General features: G+C 71.6%; 17 protein-coding genes and 1 pseudogene. 8 read left to right on the plus strand and 10 right to left on the minus strand.

Annotated features, from left to right (window positions below):
• Positions 1–363 precede the first annotated feature (363 nt).
• The 10 genes and pseudogenes from AR3_RS32870 to AR3_RS03940 form a co-directional block, all read right to left on the minus strand.
• Positions 364–453: pseudogene (locus AR3_RS32870) on the minus strand (IS5/IS1182 family transposase); the annotation flags it as partial.
• 160 nt (positions 454–613) lie between these two features.
• The gene (locus AR3_RS03900; RefSeq protein WP_067908500.1) at positions 614–1,561 is read right to left on the minus strand and encodes an NAD-dependent epimerase/dehydratase family protein; all 948 of its coding nucleotides are present in this window, start codon (positions 1,559–1,561) and stop codon (positions 614–616) included.
• 36 nt (positions 1,562–1,597) lie between these two features.
• Positions 1,598–3,838: an MMPL family transporter gene (locus AR3_RS03905; protein WP_067908503.1), complete on the minus strand. Its 2,241-nt coding sequence runs from the start codon at positions 3,836–3,838 to the stop codon at positions 1,598–1,600.
• A gap of 90 nt (positions 3,839–3,928) precedes the next feature.
• The gene (locus AR3_RS03910; protein ID WP_067908506.1) at positions 3,929–5,560 is read right to left on the minus strand and encodes an AMP-binding protein; all 1,632 of its coding nucleotides are present in this window, start codon (positions 5,558–5,560) and stop codon (positions 3,929–3,931) included.
• A gap of 36 nt (positions 5,561–5,596) precedes the next feature.
• Positions 5,597–7,228: a class I adenylate-forming enzyme family protein gene (locus AR3_RS03915; RefSeq protein ID WP_067908509.1), complete on the minus strand. Its 1,632-nt coding sequence runs from the start codon at positions 7,226–7,228 to the stop codon at positions 5,597–5,599.
• 69 nt (positions 7,229–7,297) lie between these two features.
• The gene (locus tag AR3_RS03920; RefSeq protein ID WP_067908512.1) at positions 7,298–8,248 is read right to left on the minus strand and encodes a UbiA family prenyltransferase; all 951 of its coding nucleotides are present in this window, start codon (positions 8,246–8,248) and stop codon (positions 7,298–7,300) included.
• A 58-nt stretch (positions 8,249–8,306) separates the two neighbouring features.
• Positions 8,307–9,164 carry a class I SAM-dependent methyltransferase gene (locus AR3_RS03925; RefSeq protein ID WP_067908744.1) on the minus strand — a complete coding sequence of 286 codons (858 nt, stop codon included), beginning with the start codon at positions 9,162–9,164 and terminating at the stop codon, positions 8,307–8,309.
• A 36-nt stretch (positions 9,165–9,200) separates the two neighbouring features.
• Positions 9,201–10,316 carry a DegT/DnrJ/EryC1/StrS family aminotransferase gene (locus AR3_RS03930; RefSeq protein ID WP_067908515.1) on the minus strand — a complete coding sequence of 372 codons (1,116 nt, stop codon included), beginning with the start codon at positions 10,314–10,316 and terminating at the stop codon, positions 9,201–9,203.
• A complete protein-coding gene (locus AR3_RS03935; protein WP_227023415.1) occupies positions 10,313–11,527 on the minus strand; it encodes a DegT/DnrJ/EryC1/StrS family aminotransferase in 1,215 nt (404 codons plus the stop codon). The genes AR3_RS03930 and AR3_RS03935 overlap by 4 nt, the downstream gene beginning before the upstream one ends.
• A 498-nt stretch (positions 11,528–12,025) precedes the next feature.
• On the minus strand, positions 12,026–12,973 hold the full coding sequence (locus AR3_RS03940) for an ester cyclase family protein (protein WP_067908518.1): 948 nt from the start codon (positions 12,971–12,973) through the stop codon (positions 12,026–12,028).
• 450 nt (positions 12,974–13,423) lie between these two features.
• Here AR3_RS03940 and AR3_RS03945 point away from each other — a divergent pair, with 450 nt between their 5' ends.
• The 8 genes from AR3_RS03945 (at position 13,424) to AR3_RS03980 (ending at position 21,449) form a co-directional block, all read left to right on the plus strand.
• Complete coding sequence (locus AR3_RS03945) at positions 13,424–14,419, plus strand: 4-hydroxy-3-methylbut-2-enyl diphosphate reductase (protein WP_067908521.1); 996 nt, start codon at positions 13,424–13,426, stop codon at positions 14,417–14,419.
• A gap of 67 nt (positions 14,420–14,486) precedes the next feature.
• Entirely contained in the window at positions 14,487–15,560 is a 1,074-nt protein-coding gene (locus AR3_RS03950; RefSeq protein ID WP_067908524.1) for a polyprenyl synthetase family protein, read from the plus strand.
• 60 nt (positions 15,561–15,620) lie between these two features.
• Entirely contained in the window at positions 15,621–16,685 is a 1,065-nt protein-coding gene (locus AR3_RS03955; RefSeq protein WP_083950913.1) for a Gfo/Idh/MocA family oxidoreductase, read from the plus strand.
• Positions 16,675–17,604: a sugar phosphate isomerase/epimerase family protein gene (locus AR3_RS30245; protein ID WP_067908527.1), complete on the plus strand. Its 930-nt coding sequence runs from the start codon at positions 16,675–16,677 to the stop codon at positions 17,602–17,604. Before AR3_RS03955 ends, AR3_RS30245 begins: the two co-directional genes overlap by 11 nt.
• A complete protein-coding gene (locus AR3_RS03965; protein WP_067908530.1) occupies positions 17,601–18,908 on the plus strand; it encodes a M20 family metallopeptidase in 1,308 nt (435 codons plus the stop codon). The genes AR3_RS30245 and AR3_RS03965 overlap by 4 nt, the downstream gene beginning before the upstream one ends.
• Positions 18,905–20,032, plus strand: coding sequence for an Ldh family oxidoreductase (locus AR3_RS03970; RefSeq protein ID WP_067908533.1), 1,128 nt, complete (start codon positions 18,905–18,907; stop codon positions 20,030–20,032). The genes AR3_RS03965 and AR3_RS03970 overlap by 4 nt, the downstream gene beginning before the upstream one ends.
• Positions 20,032–20,994: a Gfo/Idh/MocA family protein gene (locus AR3_RS03975; RefSeq protein ID WP_067908536.1), complete on the plus strand. Its 963-nt coding sequence runs from the start codon at positions 20,032–20,034 to the stop codon at positions 20,992–20,994. The genes AR3_RS03970 and AR3_RS03975 overlap by 1 nt, the downstream gene beginning before the upstream one ends.
• A 2-nt stretch (positions 20,995–20,996) precedes the next feature.
• Positions 20,997–21,449, plus strand: a complete 453-nt coding sequence (locus AR3_RS03980) for a DUF6917 domain-containing protein (RefSeq protein WP_227023416.1) — start codon at positions 20,997–20,999, stop codon at positions 21,447–21,449.
• The last annotated feature ends 13 nt before the right edge of the window (positions 21,450–21,462 follow it).

A 21,462-nucleotide genomic window follows, 5' to 3' on the forward strand; every position in this document is an offset into this window, starting at 1 on the left:
ACGGCCTCCGCTACGACACGGTCGAACTGTTGTAAGAACTCGTCCCATTTGACGAGTCGGCGCCGGCAGATGGAAGCGCAGGCGATGGCAGTGAAGGCCAGGAAGTGATCAGCCTTGCGTTCGTAGCGGCGGGCGGCATCCGCTCGGCCACGCGACGGTGCGTGTGATGGCCCACCGGCGGCGCCCCCAGCCGTGCCAAGGACTCGATGCCTTGACGGGCCAGGCGTCGGGTAGTGCCACGAACGCGCAGCTACCAGCGCAGGTGGTCGTAGTCGGAGTCTGCCGCCGTAGAGCTTGACCGGGCCTCTCTCTGCGGTCGACAGGATCCTCACCGCGACCAGTCCGGCTCGCCGCACGAGCCGGCTCGTCCAGGATCAGCCGGTGCAGCTTTGGCCACACCCGCGCCTTGGTCCACTCGGTGAAATGGCGGTGTGCCGTCGGCCCGGACGGGCCGCGCTCCAGGACGCCGACCTGGTCATCGTGCTGGCCGACCGCCCGGCTTACGCTTCCGAAAACTTCGCCCGGCGCTCCCGGCTGGTGTTCGACCCCGGTCTGCGCGGTGAGACGGTCGAACTTTTGTCAGCCTGCACGCCCTCTGGGGTTTGCGGGCACCTCAAGAAGCCGTGGAGGCCGCGGATTCGAGGCGCTTAAGGGCGGAGAGGGTGGGCGGGATGCCGTCGCGGGCGGTGGGGTATGAAGGCGCCCACCCGAGGTCCCGGCGCGCCTTGGTGTTATTCACCCGATACGAACTCGTCAGCGACGTCACCGCTGGGGCGCCCGCCACCAGCCGGGCGAGGAACGCCGGGACCGGACGCACCGCGACGCCGCCGACGGCGTCGGCCAGCAGGTCGACGAACTCTCTCAGCCGCAGCGGCTCGTCGTCCACGATGTTGTAAGTCGCTCCTGCAGGGGCCCGCGTCAACGCGAGCACGTACGCTTCGGCCAGGTCGTCGACATGCACGCAACTCCAGTAGTTGCGCCCTCTGCCGATGCAGCGGAGCCTGTCCCTGCGGGCGTCGTCATAAAAGAGGGTCGTGAAGTTGCCGCCCGGCCCATAGACGAACCCGGGCGAGAGGACCACCACGTCGAGCCCTGCCTCGTGCCTGTCCCGAAGCCGGGCGATCTCGTTCGCGTCGCCCTCCCCCAGGGGGGACGGGGTCAGGGGCGTCGACTCGTCGATCCAGTCGTCGCCGTGGTCCCCGTAGACGAAGCATCCCCCGGTGTACAGCAGGCGCTTGCCGGCGCTCATGCAACGGCGGGCGAGAGCATCGGTCATCACATGGTTCGCCTGGTGCAACAGCCGGATCTTGCCGGGGCCCAGGCGTCCGGTCACGCGGAGCTGGGCGGCGTGGACGACGGCGTCGACCTCGTCGACCAGCGGCAGGTACGTGGCCGGGTCCCGCATGTCGCCGGCGGCCACCCGGGCGCCCTGCCCGGCCAAGGCGCGCGCCTTGGCCGGGGACCGGACCCACGCGACGACGCGGTGTCCGGCCGCGAGGAGCGCCCGGGCGACCGCGCCGCCGACGAAACCGGTGGCGCCGGTCACCAGGACGGTGGACATGTTCCTCTCCCTTCGCTGGTCACCGGCGCGCCCCGGTCAGCGTGCCGGAACGGCCTCCTCGGAACTGCGGGACGGCTGGGAGGCCTCCGCCGCTTCGCGGATGCCGAAGCGCGCGTGCACGCGGCGCAGGACGCCCGGCGCCCACCAGTTGGCCCTGCCGGTGAGCTTCATGAACGCCGGCAGCAGGGCGCCCCGGACGAGCGTGGCGTCCACGAGCACCGCGAGCGGCAGGCCGAGGCCGAGCGCCTTGGTGTAGCTCAGGCCCGACGTGATCCAGGCCAGGAACACCAGGGAGATGCACACCGCCGCGTACGTGACCACCCGGCCGGTGCGCTCCAGCCCCGTCGCGACCGCGGACGTGTTGTCGCCGAGGCGGTCGTACTCCTCCCGGAACCGGGACAGCATGAACACCTGGTAGTCCATGGAAAGCCCGAACGCCAGCGCGAACAGCATGATCGGGACGGTCCAGGTGATCGCGCCGGTGACGATGAAGTCGCCGAACAGGCCCTGCAGGTTGCCCTCCTGGAACACGAACACCAGGGCCCCGAAGGTGGCGCTGAGGCTCAGTATGGTCAGCACCATGGCGATCACCGGCAGCAGCACGCTCCCGGTCAGCAGGAAGAGCAGCACGTACATGCTGACCACCAGGATGATCAGCGCGTACGGGATGCGCTCGGCGAGCTTGTCGAAGGTGTCGACCTGGACGGCGGGAGCGCCGCCCACGAGCACGTTCGGGAAGGGCGACGACGTGGCGCGCACGCTGCGGACGAGGTCGGCGCCCTTGTCGGAGTAGCCGTCGACCGCGGGCACCACGTTCAGGTACGTGGCGTTCTCCGCCCGGAAGCGGATGGAGGCCGGCTGCGGCGGAGCGGCCTGCTGCCCCTTGACGTAGCTGCCGGTCAGCGCGTCCACGCGGGCCACGTCGGGGAGGGCGGACAGCCGGCGGGCGTAGTCGGCGATCTGCGCGCCGCGGGCGACCGGGTCCCCCACGTCGAGCGCCACGACCTGGATGACCTGCTGCTCCTGGGTGTTGAACTCGGTGCGCATGATCTGCGCGGTCTTCGCCGCCTCCGCGGACTTGGGCAGCACCTGCTCGTCCGGCAGCCGCAGGTTGATGTCCTTGGCGGGCAGTCCCAGCAGCACCAGGAAGGCCAGCACCAGAACGGCCACCGGGATCGGCCGGCGCATCACGAACATCGCCAGCCGGTGCCAGAATCCGTTCTCCGCCGCGGCCGCCGGGCGCTCGGTGCGCCGGATGAGCCGCAGCCGGTCGATGCGCGGACCGAGGATGACCAGCAGCGCGGGCACCATGATCAGCGAGGAGAGCGCGCACAGCAGCGCGGTGGACACGGCCGAGGCGGTCGCCGAGGTGAAGATGGTGAACGGCAGCACGAGCACCGCCGACAACGCCGCCGCCACGATGACCGCCGAGAAGAGCACGGTGCGTCCGGCGGTCTGCATCGTCACCCGGATCGCGTCGGGCATGGCCAGGCCGCGGCGCAGCTCCTCCCGGTAGCGGCTGACGATCAGCAGGCTGTAGTCGACCGCCAGGCCGAGGCCGAGGAAGGTGGCGACGTTGATCACGAAGATCGAGGAGTCGACGAAGAACGTCACCGCCCACAGGGCCAGCAGCGTCATCAGCATGGTGGCGAACGCCACGGCCAGCGGCAGGAAGGCGGCCACCAGGCTGCCGAAGATCAGCACGAGCACCACCATCAGCACCGGGAAGACCACGGCGTCGGCCCGGGAGATGTCCTGGCTGGCGGTGTCGGTGTTCTCCTTCCACATCAAGGCCGAGCCGCCGACGTGCACGTCGAGGCCCTCGACCTTGCCGCTGTACTTCGACTTCAGCTCACCGGCGCGGTCGATCATGGTGTCGAAGTCGCCCGCGATGGTGCCCAGGACCAGCGCCCTGTCGCCGGCCTTGCTGCGCATCGCGGGGGGCTTGCCGGCGGTCCAGTACGAGGCGACGCTCTGGACACCCTGCTCGTTCTGGAGCCGGCGGGTCAGCGCGGCGCCGGCGGCCGCCACCGCGGGGTCGTCGACGCCCCGCCGGTCGGTCACCACCAGCACCAGGTTGGGCTCACCCTGCTTGAACGTCTTCTCCAGGACCTGGGTGGCCTCATGCGATTCGCTGTTCTCGTCGGTATAACCTCCCATCGTCAGGCGGTCGGTCAAGGTCGTGGAGACGGCACCGCCGACGAGGGCGATCAGCACCACCACGACCAGGACACTCTTCGGCTTCCGCAGGATGAGCCCTGCCAGCCTGTCGAGCATGTTCTCCTCCCATGCACCTTGGTGGCTCCCCACCTCGGCTCCCCTAAAGAGACGCGCGCGTCGCCTCGGGCGTGACATCCGGGAAAGGGATCAGGTCCATCGGCCGGTGCCGTGCGCCAGCCGGGTTCCGAAAAGCCGTTCGCGCAGTTGGGGACGGCGGACCTTCCAGGTGCCGGTGCGCGGGAAGTCCTCCCAGTCGATGAGCACGGGCTCGTCCAGTTCGGGCAGGTCGGCGGTCGCCGCCCGCCAGCGCTCGGGGTCCAGGCCGCGGTCGCCCTCGACGCTGAGCACCGGCACCGGCGGACGCCCGGGCACGCCGAGCACGACGACCTCCGAGGCCTCCGGAAGGCGTTCCAGCAGGACGCTCTCCAGATCGATGCCGCTGGTGCCGGGGATGACGTCGACCTCGCGGTCGAGGATGCGCAGGCCGCCGGTGAGCGTGCGCACGCCGATGTCGCCGGTGTTCCACCAGCCGTCCCAGATCTTGGCCTGGTGCCGGTCGGTCTCGCCGAGGTAGTCCAGGCAGCGTCCCTTGGTCTTGACCATCACCAGGCCGGACCGGCCGCGCCGCACTCGGCGGCGGGTCTGCGGGTCCACCACCCGCACGCGCGTCACCACCGGGACCGGGCGTCCGACATTCGTGGTCACGGCCGTGGCCTTCCCCTCACCGCGGCGGATCTTCCGGCGGGTGTACACGGCGAGGCTGACCGGTCCCACCTCGCTCTGGCCCCAGCTCTGCCCCCACACGGCCCCGCGCCGCTTGGACGTCTCGAGGAAGGCGCGGACGGTGCGGGGGTGGATGGCGTCGAACGTGCTGATGAAGGCGCGGACGCGTTCGAACAGCTCCGGGTGCGTGCCGGTGAGGTTCTCCCAGCGCTGGAAGATGTTCGGGCAGGCCTCCAGCGTCGTGGGCCGGTGCTCGCGCAGCGTCTCCACCACGGTCTCCGGGTCGGAGTCGGCCAGCACCACCGCCTTCGCGGGCGGCAGCGCCAGCTGGCCGGCGAGCCAGGTGATGCTGCGCACGTGCACGAACGCGACGCACGCGGCGACCACGTCGTCCGGACGGGTGGACAGGAAGGGGATCCGGGCGGTCTCCAGCCTGCTGTTGACCCCCACGATGGTGTAGGGCGAGTGGACGACGAGTTTGGGCACCCCGGTGGTCCCCGAGGTGTGCGTGCAGATCATCGGCTCGTCGTCCCCGCACGGCTGAGCCGGAGGAACCCGCGAGCCGCGCAGATCCTGCAGCGACGGCAGACCGGCAGCGCCCTCCTCGTCCGCGCCGTCCACCGCCACCTTCACCACATCCGGATCCGCCACCTCCACGCCCGCGCGCACCGCCTCGCCCAAGACCGCCGAATCCGCCACCAGCACCCGCGGTTCCAACCGCTGCAGAATCGCCCGCAACGCCTCCGGACGATTCGTCGACGAAATCATCGCCGGCAACGCACCGATCCGCGCCGCCGCGGCCGCCAGCAACACCACGTCGAAATGATTCGACTTGACGATCCCCAACCGATCGCCACGCCGCAGCCCCGCCTCGAACAACGCCCCCGACAAGTCCGCCACCAACCCGGCCAGACCCGCCACATCGAAACGGACCCCGTCCTTCGGCGCCACATCGAACGGCCGATCCAAACAGAACACCGGCCGCTCCGCATCCGCGAAACTCTCGAACAACACCCCGATGTTCCGGGCCCCGCGCCCCTTCCTCAGCTTCCCCATCACGCATTCCCTTCGGTCGGCGGTTCGCGTCCGGGCTCAGGTCCAGCGGCCGGTGCCGTAGGTGTTCTGGGTTCCGAGGAGCCGTTCGCGGAGCTCGGCGCGGCGGACCTTCCAGGTGCCGGTGCGCGGGAAGTCCTCCCAGTCGATGAGCACGGGCTCGTCCAGTTCGGGCAGGTCGGCGGTCGCCGCCCGCCAGCGTTCCGGGTCCAGGCCGCGGTCGCCCTCGACGCTGAGCACCGGCACCGGCCGACGCCCGGGCACGCCGAGCACGATGACCTCGGAGGCCTCTTCCAGCCGTTCGAGGAGGATGCTCTCCAGCTGGATGCCGCTGGTGCCGGGGATGACGTCGACCTCGCGGTCGAGGATGCGGACCGAGCCGTCCCGGCTCCGCACGCCGATGTCGCCGGTGTTCCACCAGCCGTCCCAGATCTTGGCCTGGTGCCGGTCGGTCTCGCCGAGGTAGTCCAGGCAGCGTCCCTTGGTCTTGACCATCACCAGGCCGGACCGGCCGCGCCGCACCGGGCGGCGGGTCTGCGGGTCCACCACCCGCACGCGCGTCACCAGCGGGATCGGCCGCCCCACGTTGTTGGTGATGGGAGAGCGCCCGCCCTTGCTGCGGCGCAGTTTGCCGCGCGTGTAGACGCCCATGCACACCGGTCCGACCTCTGTCTGCCCCCAGACCTGTCCCCATACCGGCATCCGGCGCCGGGACGCCTCGAGGAAAGCGCGGACGGTGCGGGGGTGGATGGCGTCGAAGGTGTTGATGAAGGCGCGGACGCGTTCGAACAGCTCCGGGTGCGTGCCGGTGAGGTTCTCCCAGCGCTGGAAGATGTTCGGGCAGGCCTCCAGCGTCGTGGGCCGGTGCTCGCGCAGCGTCTCCACGACGGTGGCCGGGGCGGAGTCGGCGATGACGACCACTTTGGCCGGCGGCCTGACGAGCTGGGCGTAGCTCCAGGTGATGCTGCGCCCGTGCACGAACGCGATGCACGTCGCGACGATGTCGTCGGGCCGGATGGACAGGCCCGGCAGCGGCATCGTCTCGAGCTTGGTGAGCACCCCCAGGAGCGTGTTGGGCGAGTGGACGACGAGTTTGGGCACCCCGGTGGTCCCCGAGGTGTGCGTGCAGATCATCGGCTCGTCGTCCCCGCACGGCTGAGCCGGAGGAACCCGCGAGCCGCGCAGATCCTGCAGCGACGGCAGACCGGCAGCGCCCTCCTCGTCCGCGCCGTCCACCGCCACCTTCACCACATCCGGATCCGCCACCTCCACGCCCGCGCGCACCGCCTCGCCCAAGACCGCCGAATCCGCCACCAGCACCCGCGGTTCCAACCGCTGCAGAATCGCCCGCAACGCCTCCGGACGATTCGTCGACGAAATCATCGCCGGCAACGCACCGATCCGCGCCGCCGCGGCCGCCAGCAACACCACGTCGAAATGATTCGACTTGACGATCCCCAACCGATCGCCACGCCGCAGCCCCGCCTCGAACAACGCCCCCGACAAGTCCGCCACCAACCCGGCCAGACCCGCCACATCGAAACGGACCCCGTCCTTCGGCGCCACATCGAACGGCCGATCCAAACAGAACACCGGCCGCTCCGCATCCGCGAAACTCTCGAACAACACCCCGATGTTCCGCGCCCTGCGCCCCTTCCTCAGCTTCCCCATCACGCATTCCCTTCGATCGGCGGTTCCCGTTCGGTGTCCGGAGAGCGGTTCGCGGCGTTCGGTGTCCGGCTAGGAACCGAGGACGAGATTGGCCGCGAGGATGGCGACGACCCCCCACCGGTGGACGCGGATGCCGAGCCGCCGCGCGGTGAGCGGGTCGCGCCTGACCAGTCCGGTGTGCACTTGGCGCGCCCGCAGGCCCAGCACCGGTGTCATGAAGAGCAGGAACCACGGCGACAGCTCGCCCAGCGCGACGATCGCGACCATGGCGGCCGGCTCCGCGGCGGTGAGCGCGGCGACGAAGCCGCGGTAGGCGCCGGGCGCGATGCTGGTCGCCACGTTGCGGCGGCCGGCGGCGCGGTCCCCGACCAGGTCGTTGATGTTGGAGTACACCGAGACCAGCAGGCTCCACAGTCCGAACAGGAACGCCTCGAGCAGCACCAGCGGCGTCGCCCGGCCCTCCGCCAGCGCGTACGGGATCAGCACGGTCAGCCCGGTGCTCAGGAACAGCACCGTCTCCTGGCCGCCCCGGTAGCTGAGCTTCAGCCCGTAGGAGTACTGCACGCTGGTCAGCAGCACCAGCGCGACGAGGGCGACGGTCCAGGCGGGCCGGTGCGGGGCGGCCGCGACCGCGAGCGACAGCAGCACCACGGCCCACAGCACGGCCGCGTAGCCGAACCGGACGGCCTCCCGCACGGTGAGCTGGCCGTCCAGCAGCGGCTTGCGGGACCGGCTGCGCAGACCGGACTGCGCCGGGTCGTAGTTGCGCTGGTCGCTGCCGTCGCGGTACCCGGTGACGTCGTCGAACGTCACGGTCGCCGCGACGACCCCGACCCAGCCGAGCGACAGCAGCACCAGCATCGCCAGCACGCGAGGCTCGTCCCGCAGCGCCGGCGTCAGCAGCGTCCACGCCACGAGCGCGGACAGGTAGTAGTCGTAGAACGACAGCTTGCCGAGCCTGGCGTAGGCCCGCGCCTTCGCGCCCCGGGTGACGGGCCGGGACGCGGCCTCGAGAGTCATGATCGCTCCCTCGGGTCTGATCGCGAGAGACGGGACGAAGGGGCCGCCGGGCCGCCGGTCACCGGGGGCGCCGGCCGATGACCGAGATCATCACCTGGCTGAGCCAGTAGTTGTCCGGGTCGGCCATCTCGGCGAGCGCCCGGTCGATGCGCGCGTCGTCGAGCAGCCCGGCGCCGACGATCTTCGGCCGCATGTACTCCAGCCAGAGCATGTAGTGGCGGGCCTGGTCCGACCCGCCCCGCACCATGACCACCCGGCCCTCGGCCGACACGTCGACGAGCTCGCTGGCGAGCATCATCTGCAGGTCGAAGTGGCCGCCGCGGGGCTCGTGGCCGGCCTGCCGCATCAGCCCGTAGCCGGCCGCCTTCACGTCGGCCAGGAAGTCCTCCGACCGCGCGCTGCGGAACAGCGGCAGCGAGTCGGTGTCCTCCAGGTAGAGCACCCCGCCGGGGCGGAGCGCAGCGATGAGGCGGGCCACGGCGGCCTCGCGGTCCGGCAGGTGCTGGATGAGCATCCGGGCGTGGATGAGGTCGAACGCGCCCTGGGGCAGGTCGTCGGTGCGCAGGTCGTGGGTCCAGACCTCGACGCCGTGCTCGGTCAGCCACTGCAGCCGCGCCGTCTCCAGGTCGGCGGCGACCACCCGGCCGGCCGGGGCGTCGGCGCCGTCGCCGGACGACGGGCGGACCCGGTCGGCCAGCCAGCGGGCCGCCGAGCCGTACCCGGCGCCCATCTCCAGGCAGCTCCACCCGGGCCCGACGCCGATCCGCTCGAACCGCTCGAACGTCCCGGGGTCCCAGATGGCCTCGTTGGTGCGCAGCCGCTCGGTCTCCTGCTCCCACACCGGGTCGAAGACGTAGCCGCCCGGGTCGCCGCTCTCCTCGACGGCGACCGGACTGGAGGTGTCCTGCGAGGTCATGCCCACTCCCGAAGTTCACTGGGTCGGTGTCGGCGGTCAGGCGAAGAATTCGCACACCGAGTCGGCGACGTACTCGACGTCGCTGTCCTTCATGTGCGGCCAGATGGGGATGGCCAGGTTGCGGCGGCTCACCTGCTCGGCGCCCGGCCACCGCGCGCCCTCGGGCGCGAACTCGGCGAACGCCGGCTGCAGCGGCAGCGGCACCGGGTAGTACACGTGCGTGCCGATGCCGCACTCGGTGAGGTAGGCGCGCAGGTCCTCGCGGCGTTCGACGAGCAGCGAGTAGACGTAGTAGCAGCGCCCGTTGCGGCCGGGGGGCGGCGCCACGACGCCGCGGTCGCGCAGCGGCGCGAAGCGCTCGGTGTAGTACTCGGCGATCTGGGCGCGCCGCTCGAGCCGGTCGCCGAACGTCGGGAGCCGGTGCAGCTGGAACGCCGCGAGGATCTCGTCGAAGCGGCTGTTGTAGCCGATGCGGTGGTGCAGGAAGCGGTGCACGCCGTCCTGGCCGTGGTTGCGCAGCTGGCGCACCCGCTGGGCCAGCTCGGGCGAGTCGGTGAGCACCACGCCGCCCTCGCCCGCGGTGCCGAAAGCCTTGACCTGGAAGAACGAGAACACTCCGATGTCGCCCCACCGCCCGGCGGGCAGGCCGTCCAGCACGGCCCCCTGGGCGACCGCGGCGTCCTCGATGACCGGCAGGCCGTGCTTTTCGGCGATCTGGTTGATCCGCGGCATGTCCGCCATGATCGAGAACACGTGGGCGGGCATGATCGCGCGGGTCCGCTCGGTGATCAGGCTCTCCACGTGGTCGGGGTCGAGCACCATCGTCCACGGGTCGGCGTCGGCGAACACCGGCGTGGCGCCCCGGTTGACCACGGTGCTGGCGACCGGCTGGCAGCAGAACGCCGGCACGATCACCTCGTCGCCGGGGCCGATGTCCAGGGCGTGCACCGCCAGGGTCAGCGCCCCGGTGCCGCTGCCGCACGCGATCACGTCGCCGGCGCCGGTCGCCTCCCGCAGCGCCTTCTCCAGCGCCGCGGTCCGCTTGCCCAGGATGAACCGCTGCTCGGGGTCGGTGCCGATCTCGTAGAGCGTCTTGAGGAGGATCTCGCGGTCGGCCTCGAACAGGTCCGGGGGAAAGAACGGTAGCGTCATGTCGTCCTTCCGGTGTAGAACGCGCGGATGACGTCACAGACCCGGTCCACGTCGTCGATGGTCAGATCGGGGTAGAAGGGCAGGGCGATGGTCCGGGCGCAGGCGGCCTCGGCGTTGGGGAAGTCGCCGGGGCGGTGGCCCAGGTCGGCGAAGCACGGCTGCAGGTGCAGCGGCGTCGGGTAGTAGATCTCCGTGCCGATGCCCTGGTCGGCGAGGTGGGCTGCCAGGGCGTCCCGGTCCTCCACCTCGATGAGGTAGACGTAGAAGACCGGATTGGTCTCGTCCTCGCGTTGCGCGACCACCGGCGTGCGCAGCACCCCGGGGACGTCGCGGAGGCGTTCGTCGTAGGCGGCCGCGAGCTCGGCGCGGCGGGCGATGTCCTGGTCCAGGCGGGTCAGCTTGGCCAGCAGGACGGCCGCCTGGATGTCGTCCATCTTGCTGTTGGTGCCGGAGACGCCCGACAGGTTGGAGATCCCGGCGATGTGGTCGATGGTCTTGCCCATCCGGCCGTGGTGCCGCAGGATCGCGGCGCGCTCGGCCACGGCGGGGTCGCCGGTCAGGATCATCCCCGCGTCGCCCAGCGCGCCGAGCGTCTTGGTGGGGAAGAACGACAGCACGCCGCCCTTGCCGAGCAGGCCCGCGTGCACCCCGTTCCAGCGCATGCCGATGGCCTCGGCGCTGTCCTCGAGCACGGCCACGTCGTGGCGCCGCGCGACCTCGAGGATGCCGCGCATGTCGGCCATCTGCCAGAACAGGTGCACCGGCATGATCGCCGCGGTGCGCGGGGTCACCGCGGCGGCGGCCGCCTCGGGGTCCAGCGAGTACGTCTCGGGGTCGATGTCGGCGAAGACGGGCTTGGCGCGCGCCAGGACCACCGAGGAGGCGGACGCCACGAAGCTGAATGCGGGGACGACCACCTCCTGCCCCGGCTCGACGCCGGCCGCCCTCAGCAGCAGCACCAGGGCGTCGGTCCCGTTGTTGACCCCGATGGCGTACGGCGCGCCGGTGTAGGCGGCGATGGCCTTCTCCAGCTGGGCGACCTGTCTGCCGTGGGAGTACTTCCCACGGTCCATGACCTTGTTCACCTGCCGCGCGATCTCCGGCCACAGCGCCTCGAAGGAGGACGCCTGGGTGAAGAAGGGCACCTCCCGTGCCGGCGCCGCGGCGGGCGCCGACGGCGAACCGACGGTGTCGCTCATGACGTCGCTCACAACCTCGTCTCCCTCCCCCGGTCGGCCTCTCCGGCCATGGCGCGCACCGGCTCGACGCGCGACTCGAGATCACCGGCGGCGGCGTTCCGCGCGCCCCGGTCGCACGGTGGCATGACCGTTCTCCTTCGCTGCCGGACGACGGCTTCCGCGCGGCGGACCGGTGGTCGTCGCCAGAATTCTCAGCCGCCGGCACAATCGGGGCAATAGCAACAAGATGGCAAGTCCGCGGATGACATGGCAGGGTCGTGGGGTCACCGCGGAGATCGGCGGAATCGGCGGCAGAACAAATCAGCACGCCGTCTCCGAATCATTTCTCTGAGACCGGAGACGGCGTGCGGATCCGCGTGGAAGGCGTATCCGGCGGTGGCTCGGACACCTGGGCGGCGGCTTGCGGTGGACGCCTCCCACGACGCTTCTTCCGAGGGTCGGGAACCCGCGCGGTCTGCATCCGCGCGAATGTCCGGCAGATGAATTCCAGGAAAGCAGACCGTGACCGGATCAGGTCGTGTCGCCGACTACCGGATCGGCTTCCTTCTGCGCCCTCTGCGCCTTGAGGTACTTCTTCGGGTTGAAACCCAGCAGCGCGACGATGTCGGTGTAGTCCACCAGGCCCCAATGCTTGACGAACATGCCGTCCTTCACCCGATACAGATCGCAGGTCGGCATGATGAACTTGTCGCCGGTCTCGGGGTAGTGGCCGTAGGAGTTCCAGATGGCGCCCACATAGTCGGTGCCCGCCACGATGTTGTCCGGCGCGACGGCCAGGTCCGGGGCGAACGGGCGGAAGCCGGCGAAGCAGGCCTTGAAGCCCTCCAGGCCCTCATCGATCACCGTCGGGTCGAACTGCTGGAAGTCCTCGGCGATGTACTTGTGCGCCAGCGACAGGTCCTGGATGGGGACCTCCTCCAGGTACTTCAGGAGCCGGCGGACGTTCTCCTGCTGGGCGGGCGTGCCGCCGCGGTCGATGGGCGAGCTGGGCTGCCACATCGTCGGGCGGACGACGCCGAACGGCGCCAGCTCGGTGTACTCCATGACGTCCCAGTGCTCGGCCATCTTGCCGTCCCAGAACCGGTAGATGTCCGCGACCAGCACGCGCAGCGGCTTTCCGGTCCCGGCCTGGGTGCCGGTCCAGGTGCAAAAGCTCAGCACCCGGTCGTTCTGGGCGAAGGCCACCTCGACGTTGACGTTGAGGTCCGGGAAGTTCGACAGCCAGAACTCCCGGGTGAAGCCCTTGAAGCCCGTCGCCCCGGCGCCGTACAGAGGATTGTGCTGGCGGAAGTTCCCGGTGAAGTACTTGTCGACCGCGTCGACGTCCCGCTTGTTGAAGACCTCGTCGTACAGGCTCACCACCATCTCGACGTGGCGCCGCTCCTTCGGGGAGCTCCACTCGTAGTTGTTGGTGTCGACCGCACCGCCGGTCTCGGCAGCGGTCCGCGCTGCGGTCATGCAGCCTCCTCTCCTGCCTCGGAACGCCATTCGCCGATGAAATGGCCCGCGGCCGCGAGCGGGACCTGAGCCTCCCATTAGGTGTCCGTCGGAACCCGGGTACCCGGGCAGCGTAAACGCGGCCGTCCGATCATCGCCATGGCAAGGAGATGGCAATCCGGTAGCAAGGTACAGCCGACCTCCCCGAGCATTCCGCGCCCCCAGCGCGTGATACGCCCGAGATCCGGCGGCGCCGACACGCGGCGCGTGGCAGAGTCGTGACACGGCGCCCCGCGCTCATGGCAGCAATTTGACAGTCGGCAAATGACCGCATGCCTCCATCCGGCCATCCTCGCGCCTTTTTCTTGACATCGTCGCGGGCACTGAGAAGTTTTTAGGGGGACCATGCGGAACGCCCTCGCATCCGCCGGCGAGACCGTGCTCTCCCATAGTCCGGGCACAGGAGTCGATATGGCACAGCAGAACCGACCGGAGGACCGGCCCGCGGGCGGCGCCGGCGCTCCGAAACGCATCATCCTGGCCGAGCCCCGCGGCTTCTGCGCCGGCGTGCGGCGGGCCATCGCGATCGTCGAACGGGCGCTGGAGGTGTACGGGCCGCCCGTCTACGTGCGCAAGGAGATCGTGCACAACCACTTCGTGGTGCGCAGCCTGGAGAGCCGCGGCGCGCGCTTCGTCGATTCCGAGACCGACGTGCCCGAGGGGGCGGTGTGCGTGTTCTCCGCGCACGGCGTGTCCCCGGCCGTGCGCTCGTCCGCCGCCGGACGCGGCCTGGAGGTCATCGACGCCACCTGCCCGCTGGTCGCCAAGGTGCACCAGGAGGCGCGCAGGTTCGCCCGCGACGGCCGGACCATCCTGCTGATCGGGCACGCCGACCACGAGGAGGTGGAGGGCACCTACGGGGAGGCGCCCGACCGGACGGTCATCGTCGAGTCGGTGCAGGACGTGGCCGCGCTGGACCTGCCGCGCGACACGCCGGCGGCGTACCTCACCCAGACCACGCTGTCGCTGGACGACACCCGGGGCATCGTCGACGCCTTGCGCGCCCGGTTCGACGACCTGGTCGGCCCCGCCAGCGATGACATCTGCTACGCCAGCCAGAACCGGCAGAACGCCATCAAGGCCGTCGCCGCGCGCAGCGACCTGGTGCTCGTCGTCGGCTCCACCAACTCCAGCAACTCGATCCGGATGGTCGAGGTCGCGCGCGGCGCGGGCGTGCCCGCCCATCTGGTGCCCGACGTCGGGGAGCTGGACGAGGACTGGCTGGACGGCGTGCGCGCCGTGGGCGTCAGCGCCGGCGCCAGCGCCCCGGAGATCCTGGTCGACCAGCTGCTCGACCGGCTGGCCGAGCTCGGCTACACCGAGATCGACCTGGAGACGACCGCCACCGAGAACGTCGTCTTCAACATCCCCGCCGGGCTGGCCGCGGGTTCCGTCAAGAGTCGCTGACCCTCCCCGTTCCGCCGACGAACGCACCTCCGCGGACACCGGTCCGCGGCCGTCGAAAGGGCTGTCCATGACCATCCAGAGCGACGACACCACTCTGGCGCGCACGACGCTGGACCGCGTCCTGGACGACGTGGAAGGGCGTCTGCGCGACCATCTCGCCCGGGAGCGCGCCCACTGGAGCGCGGTCGGCGACGCGGCCGGCGACGCCGGCCTGGTCGTCCCCCTGGACGCCGTCGCCGACCTCGTCGCCGCGGGCGGCAAGCGGATCCGCCCGGCGTTCTGCGCGGCCGGGTTCCTGTCGGCGGGGGGCGACCCGGACGACCCGCTGATCGTGGACGCCGCCGCGGCCTTGGAGCTGCTGCACGCCTTCGCGCTCATCCACGACGACGTGCTGGACGACTCGCCGCTGCGCCGGGGCCGTCCCACCGTGCACGAGCGGTACGCCGCCGAGCACCGCGCGCGGGGGTGGCGGGGCGATCCGCGCCGCTTCGGCGAGGGCGTGGCGATCCTCGCCGGGGACCTGGCGTACGTGCTGGCCGACATGCTCACCGCCGACTTCCCGCCGCAGGCGCGGGCGCTGTGGAGCGAGCTGCGCGCCGAGATGATCGTGGGGCAGTACCTGGACGTCAAGGCGGCCGCAGAGGCCAGCGCGGACGTGCGGCTGGCCCGCTGGATCGCGATCTGCAAGTCCGGCCACTACACGATCCACCGGCCGCTGACCCTCGGCGCGGGCCTGGCGGGGCGCCCCGACCTCGCCGCCGCGTTCGAGGAGTACGGCGTCGCGCTCGGCGAGGCGTTCCAGCTCCGCGACGACCTGATCGACGCGTTCGGGGACAGCGCGAACAGCGGCAAGCCGACGGGGCTGGACGCCGAGCGGCACAAGATGACGCCGCTGGTGGCGCTGGCCGCCGAGCGGGACGACCGGGTGCGCGCGATGGTGAGCGCCGGATCGGCCGCGGACTGGGACGCCGAGCGGCTGTCGGCGCTGTTCGCCGAGTCGGGCGTGCGCGACCAGGCGGAACGGCACATCGACGCCCTGGTGGACCGCGCCTGCGCGGCGCTCGACGCCGCCCCCATCGCCGAGCCGTGGCGGCAGACGCTGGTCGACCTGGCCGACAAGGTCGCCCGCCGCGACCGGTGAGACGACCACCGCTTGAAAAGACCGGGCACAACGACACCGACATGCGAGGGCTTGGTTGCGATGCTGCGCACACTGATCGTCGGTTTGGGACAGGCCGGGTGGACCCTGCACCTGCCCGTGCTCACCAGGCTCCGGGCCTCGGCGTCCACCGGCGAGCTGTTCTCCCCGGAACCGATCGTCGTGTACGACCCCGGACGCGTCCCCGCCATGACGCGGGAGGACGCCCCGGTCGTGGCGGGCGGCCTGGAGGAAGCCCGCGAACTGCTTGATCCGGAGACGACGGTCGTGCACGTGTGCACGCCGCCCTCGGCGCGGGTGGAGCCGCTGCGCGAGCTGGCCGCGCTGGGCTTCCGCAAGATCCTGGTGGAGAAGCCGCTGGCGTCCGACCCGACCGGCCTGGCCGGCGTCCTCGGCGTGTGCAAGGCGTGGGACCTGGAGCCGGTGGTGGTCAGCCACTGGTTGGACAGCGCGCTCACCCGGCGGCTGTCCGAGATCGTCCGGTCGGGCGAGCTGGGGGCGCTGCGCTCGATCCGCGTGGTGCAGCGCAAGCCCCGCTTCACCCGGTCGCTGGCCACCCACGGGCACCCGTCGGCGTTCGAGGTGGAGGTGCCGCACTCGCTGGGCGTGGCGCTGCGGCTCGCGGGCGAGGCCGTCGTGGAGGACGCCGCCTGGTCGGACATGGAGGTGGGCGGCCGCCGGATCCCGCGGATGGGCGCGGCCCGGCTGACTTTGCGCCACGAGAGCGGGGTCCGCACCGAGATCCATTCCGTGCTCACCTCGCTGCTGCGCGAACGCCGGATCGTCCTGCGGTTCGAGCGCGGCCAGGTCACCGGCTACTACCCGGTCAGCCGCGACGACGACCACGCGCTGATGACCGTCACGGCGAACGGCCGGGACGAGACCAGCGTCTTCCGCGACGACTCGCTCGCCTCGTTCCTGGAGCGCACCTACCGCGGGTTCGCGTCGGGGGACGGCGTCACGACGCATCTGGACCTCAACGCCCGCCTGGTCGAGCTGCTGAGCGACGCCAAGCGCCGCTGCGCCCTCGAAGAGCGCGACGCCGAGGACGGGAACACCGTGGACGGGGTCTCCATCAAGGACAAGGCGGTGGAATATGCCAACTGACCCGGCGGGCGACGCGCGGAACGCCGACGCGGTCCCGTTCACCTTCGCGGGCATCGGCGACGAGGCCGGCCCCGGTTTGACGGCGCAGCTCACGGCGCTGCGGCGACTGGGCTGGGAGGGCATCGAGCTGCGCACCGTCGACCACGTGCCCGTGGCCGACCTCGACGACGACGCCTTCCACCGGGTGGCGTCCGCACTGGCCGAGGCGGGCATGCGGACGGTGTGCGTCGACTCCCGGATCGCCAACTGGGGCCGTCCCGTCACCGGATGCTTCGACGACGACCTCGCCGAACTCGACGTGCTCGCCCGGCGCTGCAGGGACCTCGGCACCCGGTACGTGCGCGTCATGTCCTACCCGAACGACGGCCTGGACGAGCCGGCATGGCGGCGCGAGGTGCTGCGGCGGATGCGGATCCTCACCGACCGGGCGGAGCGGTACGGATTGGTGCTGCTGCACGAGAACTGCTCCGGCTGGGCGGGCAGCAGCGCGGAGCGCATGCTGACCATGCTCGACGAGGTCTCCAGCCCGGCGCTGCGGCTGCTGTTCGACATCGGCAACGGGGTGCCGTACGGCTACAGCGCCTACGACATGCTCACCGACATCGTCCGCCACGTGGCGCACGTCCACGTCAAGGACGCCGACGGAGACGAGCACGCGCCCGTCTACACCATGCCCGGCGACGGACGGGCCCGTGTCGCCGACTGCCTCCGGCTGCTGCTGGAGCACGGGTACACCGGAACGGTGTCCATCGAGCCGCACCTGGCGGTGCGGCCGCACGAGCACCGCACGGACGCGGGCGCGGACGGCGTCTCCACCTTCGTCGAGTACGGGCGGCGGCTGGAACGGCTGGTCCGCGAGGACGTGCTCCCGCGGGCGGCGAACCGCCCGGTCGGCGCCGTGGACGGAGGCCGATCGTGACCGGGGCCGCGCTGTCGCGCAGCGACTGCGACCTGCTCGTCCACCTGCTGGAGCTGCCCACCGTCGGCCTCCTGGAGGAGCCGGACGGATCGCCGAGACTGTGGGACGCGCAGCGCGCCTACGCCGAGGCGGCCCGGGAGCTGGGCTTCACGGTCGAACGGCACGGCCCCGCCAAGCGGGACGTGCTGAACCTTCCGGGCGTGCCCGCGGCGGTCCGCGACGCGGCGGAGCGCCTCCCGCGGTTCCTGGACGACCAGCCCAGCCTGGTGCTGCGGCTCGGCCCGCCGCTGCCGCCCGAGCGGACCGTCATGTTCAACGTCCACCTCGACACGGTGGCCGGCTGGGAGCCGCCGTCCTTCGACGGCGCCCGCTTCCGCGGGCGCGGCGCGATCGACGCCAAGGGGCCCGCCGTGGCGCTGCTGGCGGGCGTGCGGGCGGCGCTGGCCGCCGAGCCCGGCCTCGGCGACCAGGTCGGCGTGCTGATCCAGGCCGTGTCCGGCGAGGAGGGCGGCGCGATGGGCGCGTTCGGGACGCGTCCGCTGGTCATGGACGGTCTCGTCGGGCGGCTCAACCTGTTCTGCGAGCCGACCGGCCTGCGCTACCTGACCCGCTCCACCGCCGCGATGACCGCGTGCGTGCGCGTGGACGGGGAGGACGCGATCGACGACCGTCCCGACGCCGGGCACAACGCCACCGTGCTGCTGGGCTTCGTGGCGCAGCGGCTGGCCGCGGAGCTGCCCCGCCATGCGACCGACGGCCGGGTGTGCGTGGCCGGACTGCACACCGGCGACATGCACAACCGCGTGTACGGCAGCGGCCGCCTGCTGATGAACATCTCCTATGCCTCGGCGGAGAGCGGCCGGCGCATGGAGGAGGCGGTGCCCGCCGTCCTGGCCGACGCGCTCGCCGAGTTCACCCGGACGTTCGCGGGGGTGCCCGACCAGGCGCGCACCGCCGCGGACGCCGCGTCGATCACCAGGCTCGAATGGCCCAAGCGGGGGCTGCCCGCCCTGTCGGAGACCGATCCGTGGGGGCGGGAGCTGCTGGAGCGGGCCGGACTGCCCCGCTGGCCGGACGAGGAACCCGCGTTCACCTGCGACGCCATCTGGATGCACGGCGTCCCCGGCGTCTGCGCCGCGGTCTACGGCCCCGGCGACCTGGGCGCCAACAACGCCCACGCCGCCGGGGAGTACGCCGACGTCGCCGAGCTGGAGCGCTTCGCCGCGGGCGTCGCCCGCGTGCTCAAGGAGTTCACCCGCACCGTCCCCCGCACGTCCACCCCAGGCCGGAGCGACAACCCATGACCCAGACCATCGACACGGCGGCACCGGACATCGTCCGCGTGCCTTACGAGGACCTCCTCGACTTCGTGACCGACGTGTTCACCCACCACGGCGTCCCGCCCGAACGCGCCAGGGCCGCGGCCGAAGGCCTGTGCTACGGCGACCTCGCGGGCTTCGCATCGCATGGGGTGGTGAACCTCACCCGCCTGTACCTGCCGCTGCTGACCTCGGGCCGGGCCGATCCGGCGGCCGACCTGGTGGTGACGCGCGACCGCGGCGCCGCCGTGGCCGTGGACGCCCGCCGCACCCTCGGCCTGTGGGCGGCCGGGGAGCTGATGGACCTGGCGATCGCGCGCGCCAACGAGCACGGGGTGGGCCTGGTCGCCGCGCGCGACATGACCCACATCGGGTGCGCCGGCGGGCACGTGCTGCGCGCCGCGCGCGCCCAGATGATCGGCGTGATCGCCTCCAACTGCGGGCGGCAGCGGATCGCCCGGCCGCCCGGCGGCGGCCTGCCGATGCTCGGCACCAACCCGCTCGGCGTCGCCGCGCCCGCCGGTCCGCATCCGCCGTTCGTCCTGGACATGAGCACCACGGTGGTCCCGACCGGCAAGGTGCGGCTGGCCGCCCGCGAGGGAAGCCCGGCGCCGGAGGGATGGCTGTACGACGACCACGGACGGCCGGTCACCGACCCCGCCGCGTTCGACCGCGGCGAGGCGCACCTGACCTGGCTCGGCGGACGGCCGGAGACCGGCGTCTACAAGGGCTACGGACTGGGGCTGACCGTCGAGGTGCTGGCGGCTCTGCTGTCCGGCTCCGGCATGGGACCGGAGCCGGAGGCGTTGGACGGCGACGGCCGTCCCTCCGGACGCGACGACGACATCGGGATGTTCGTCCTGGCCATCAAGCCGGGGCTGCTGCGCGACGAGGAATCGTTCACGGCGGACGCCGCCGCCCTCTTCGGCACGCTGCTGAACTGCCCGCCGCTGAACCCGGACGCGCCGGTGCGCTACCCCGGCTGGCACGAGGCCGAACGCGCCGCGCACAACGCGAGCGCCGGCGTTCCCCTGCCGCGTTCCATCCACGCCGAGCTGCGCGACCTGGCCGCGGACCTCGGCCTGGCGGCCCCGTTCGGAGGTGAGTGATGAGCACGCTGCGACTCGGCGTCGTGGGCCTGGGCGTGATCTCCCGCTTCTACCTGAAGGCCCTCGACCGGTTCCCCGACGTGCGGCTGGCGGCCGTGTGCGACCTGCGCGAGGAGGCGCTGCGGCCGTTCCGCGACACGACGCCGTGCCACCGGGACCACCGCGCCATGCTGGAGCGGGAGGACCTCGACGCGATCGTGGTGAACGTCCCCAACGACCGGCACGTGGAGATCTGCTGGGACGCCGTCCTGAGCGGGCGCGCGGTGTGCGTGGAGAAACCGCTCGCGACACGGTACGAGGACGGCCTGGAGCTCTCCCGGCACGCGTGGGCGCACGACACGGTGCTGTTCACCGCGTTCCATCGGCGCTACAACGACAACGTTCTGAAGCTGCAGCGCCGGCTGCGCGGCAAGCCGCCCATCGAGTGGATGCGTGTGCGTTACCTCGAACGCATCGAGGAGCACGTGGGCGACGACCGCTGGTATCTGGACCCCGAACGGTGCGGCGGCGGTTGCGTCGCCGACAACGGCCCCAACGCCTTCGACCTGGTCCGCATGTTCCTCGGCGACGTCGAGCTGGAGTCCGCCGAGATCCAGCGGGACGACCAAGGGGTCGACCGCCAGGCCCTGATAACGCTGCGCGCGTCCTCCGGCGCCTCCGCGACGGTCGAACTCGACTGGTCGTATCCGAACGGCGAGGCCAAGGACGTCGAGGTGCGTCTGGCCGACGGCACCGTGCTGAGCGCGGACATGCTCGACGGTTTCCCGGTGTTCAAGAGCTCGCTCGAACACGAGTACGTGGGCGTGCTCGACGACTTCGTCCGGAGAGTGCGGGCCGGGGACGCCTCCGACGACGGCGGCCTGGCCGCCCTGCGTCTGGTGCACGCCTGCTACAGCGCGGAGCGCGCCGCGTCCGCCGCGCAGGCCGCCGCCGCGACGCCGGCCGCCCCCGAAAGGAGCTGATCATGACGATGACCCACCACGAACCGGTCCGCGCGGACGGCGCCCCCGCGACGCGGGAGGACGGGCCGAAGCGGACCGTGCGCGGCACGCTGGTCAAGGTCCTGGTGCACCGCCGGGACGACCGCGGCATGCGGCTGGAGCCCTTCGCCAGCCGGTGCGTGCGCGCGGGAGAGCTGCACGAGCTGGTCACCACCGACCACCGCGACGACGCGCCCGGAGCCCGCGTCGACCGCGTCGGCTTCCTGGGCTTCGTGGAGATCGACACGGCGGGGGTGATCGACCGCGGCGACGAGGTCTGGGTGGGCGACCGCCTCATCGGCACCGTGCTCGGTTTCGACGCCTGCCACTTCCCCAACCACTACAACGTGCTGATCACCACCGACGCCCCCCGGACCGGGCCGGAGCTCGGACTGGCGCCCGAGACCGTGATCCGGTTCCGCCCGGCCCGTCGATGACCGCTGAGGAGAC

It is taken from the genome of Actinomadura rubrobrunea NBRC 15275 (assembly GCF_001552235.1).
Lineage (GTDB): Bacteria > Actinomycetota > Actinomycetes > Streptosporangiales > Streptosporangiaceae > Spirillospora > Spirillospora viridilutea.

Excerpts from the sequence above, each read along its gene's own strand:
- AR3_RS03915 (WP_067908509.1), bottom strand. The coding sequence starts at position 7,228 with ATGGGGAAGCTGAGGAAGGGGCGCAGGGCGCGGAACATCGGGGTGTTG.
- AR3_RS03975 (WP_067908536.1), top strand. The coding sequence starts at position 20,032 with ATGAGCACGCTGCGACTCGGCGTCGTGGGCCTGGGCGTGATCTCCCGC.
- AR3_RS03940 (WP_067908518.1), bottom strand. The coding sequence starts at position 12,973 with ATGACCGCAGCGCGGACCGCTGCCGAGACCGGCGGTGCGGTCGACACC.
- AR3_RS03950 (WP_067908524.1), top strand. The coding sequence starts at position 14,487 with ATGACCATCCAGAGCGACGACACCACTCTGGCGCGCACGACGCTGGAC.
- AR3_RS03920 (WP_067908512.1), bottom strand. The coding sequence starts at position 8,248 with ATGACTCTCGAGGCCGCGTCCCGGCCCGTCACCCGGGGCGCGAAGGCG.
- AR3_RS03925 (WP_067908744.1), bottom strand. The coding sequence starts at position 9,164 with ATGACCTCGCAGGACACCTCCAGTCCGGTCGCCGTCGAGGAGAGCGGC.
- AR3_RS03910 (WP_067908506.1), bottom strand. The coding sequence starts at position 5,560 with ATGGGGAAGCTGAGGAAGGGGCGCGGGGCCCGGAACATCGGGGTGTTG.
- AR3_RS03955 (WP_083950913.1), top strand. The coding sequence starts at position 15,621 with ATGCTGCGCACACTGATCGTCGGTTTGGGACAGGCCGGGTGGACCCTG.
- AR3_RS03970 (WP_067908533.1), top strand. The coding sequence starts at position 18,905 with ATGACCCAGACCATCGACACGGCGGCACCGGACATCGTCCGCGTGCCT.
- AR3_RS03905 (WP_067908503.1), bottom strand. The coding sequence starts at position 3,838 with ATGCTCGACAGGCTGGCAGGGCTCATCCTGCGGAAGCCGAAGAGTGTC.
- AR3_RS03930 (WP_067908515.1), bottom strand. The coding sequence starts at position 10,316 with ATGACGCTACCGTTCTTTCCCCCGGACCTGTTCGAGGCCGACCGCGAG.
- AR3_RS03945 (WP_067908521.1), top strand. The coding sequence starts at position 13,424 with ATGGCACAGCAGAACCGACCGGAGGACCGGCCCGCGGGCGGCGCCGGC.
- AR3_RS03900 (WP_067908500.1), bottom strand. The coding sequence starts at position 1,561 with ATGTCCACCGTCCTGGTGACCGGCGCCACCGGTTTCGTCGGCGGCGCG.
- AR3_RS03980 (WP_227023416.1), top strand. The coding sequence starts at position 20,997 with ATGACGATGACCCACCACGAACCGGTCCGCGCGGACGGCGCCCCCGCG.
- AR3_RS30245 (WP_067908527.1), top strand. The coding sequence starts at position 16,675 with ATGCCAACTGACCCGGCGGGCGACGCGCGGAACGCCGACGCGGTCCCG.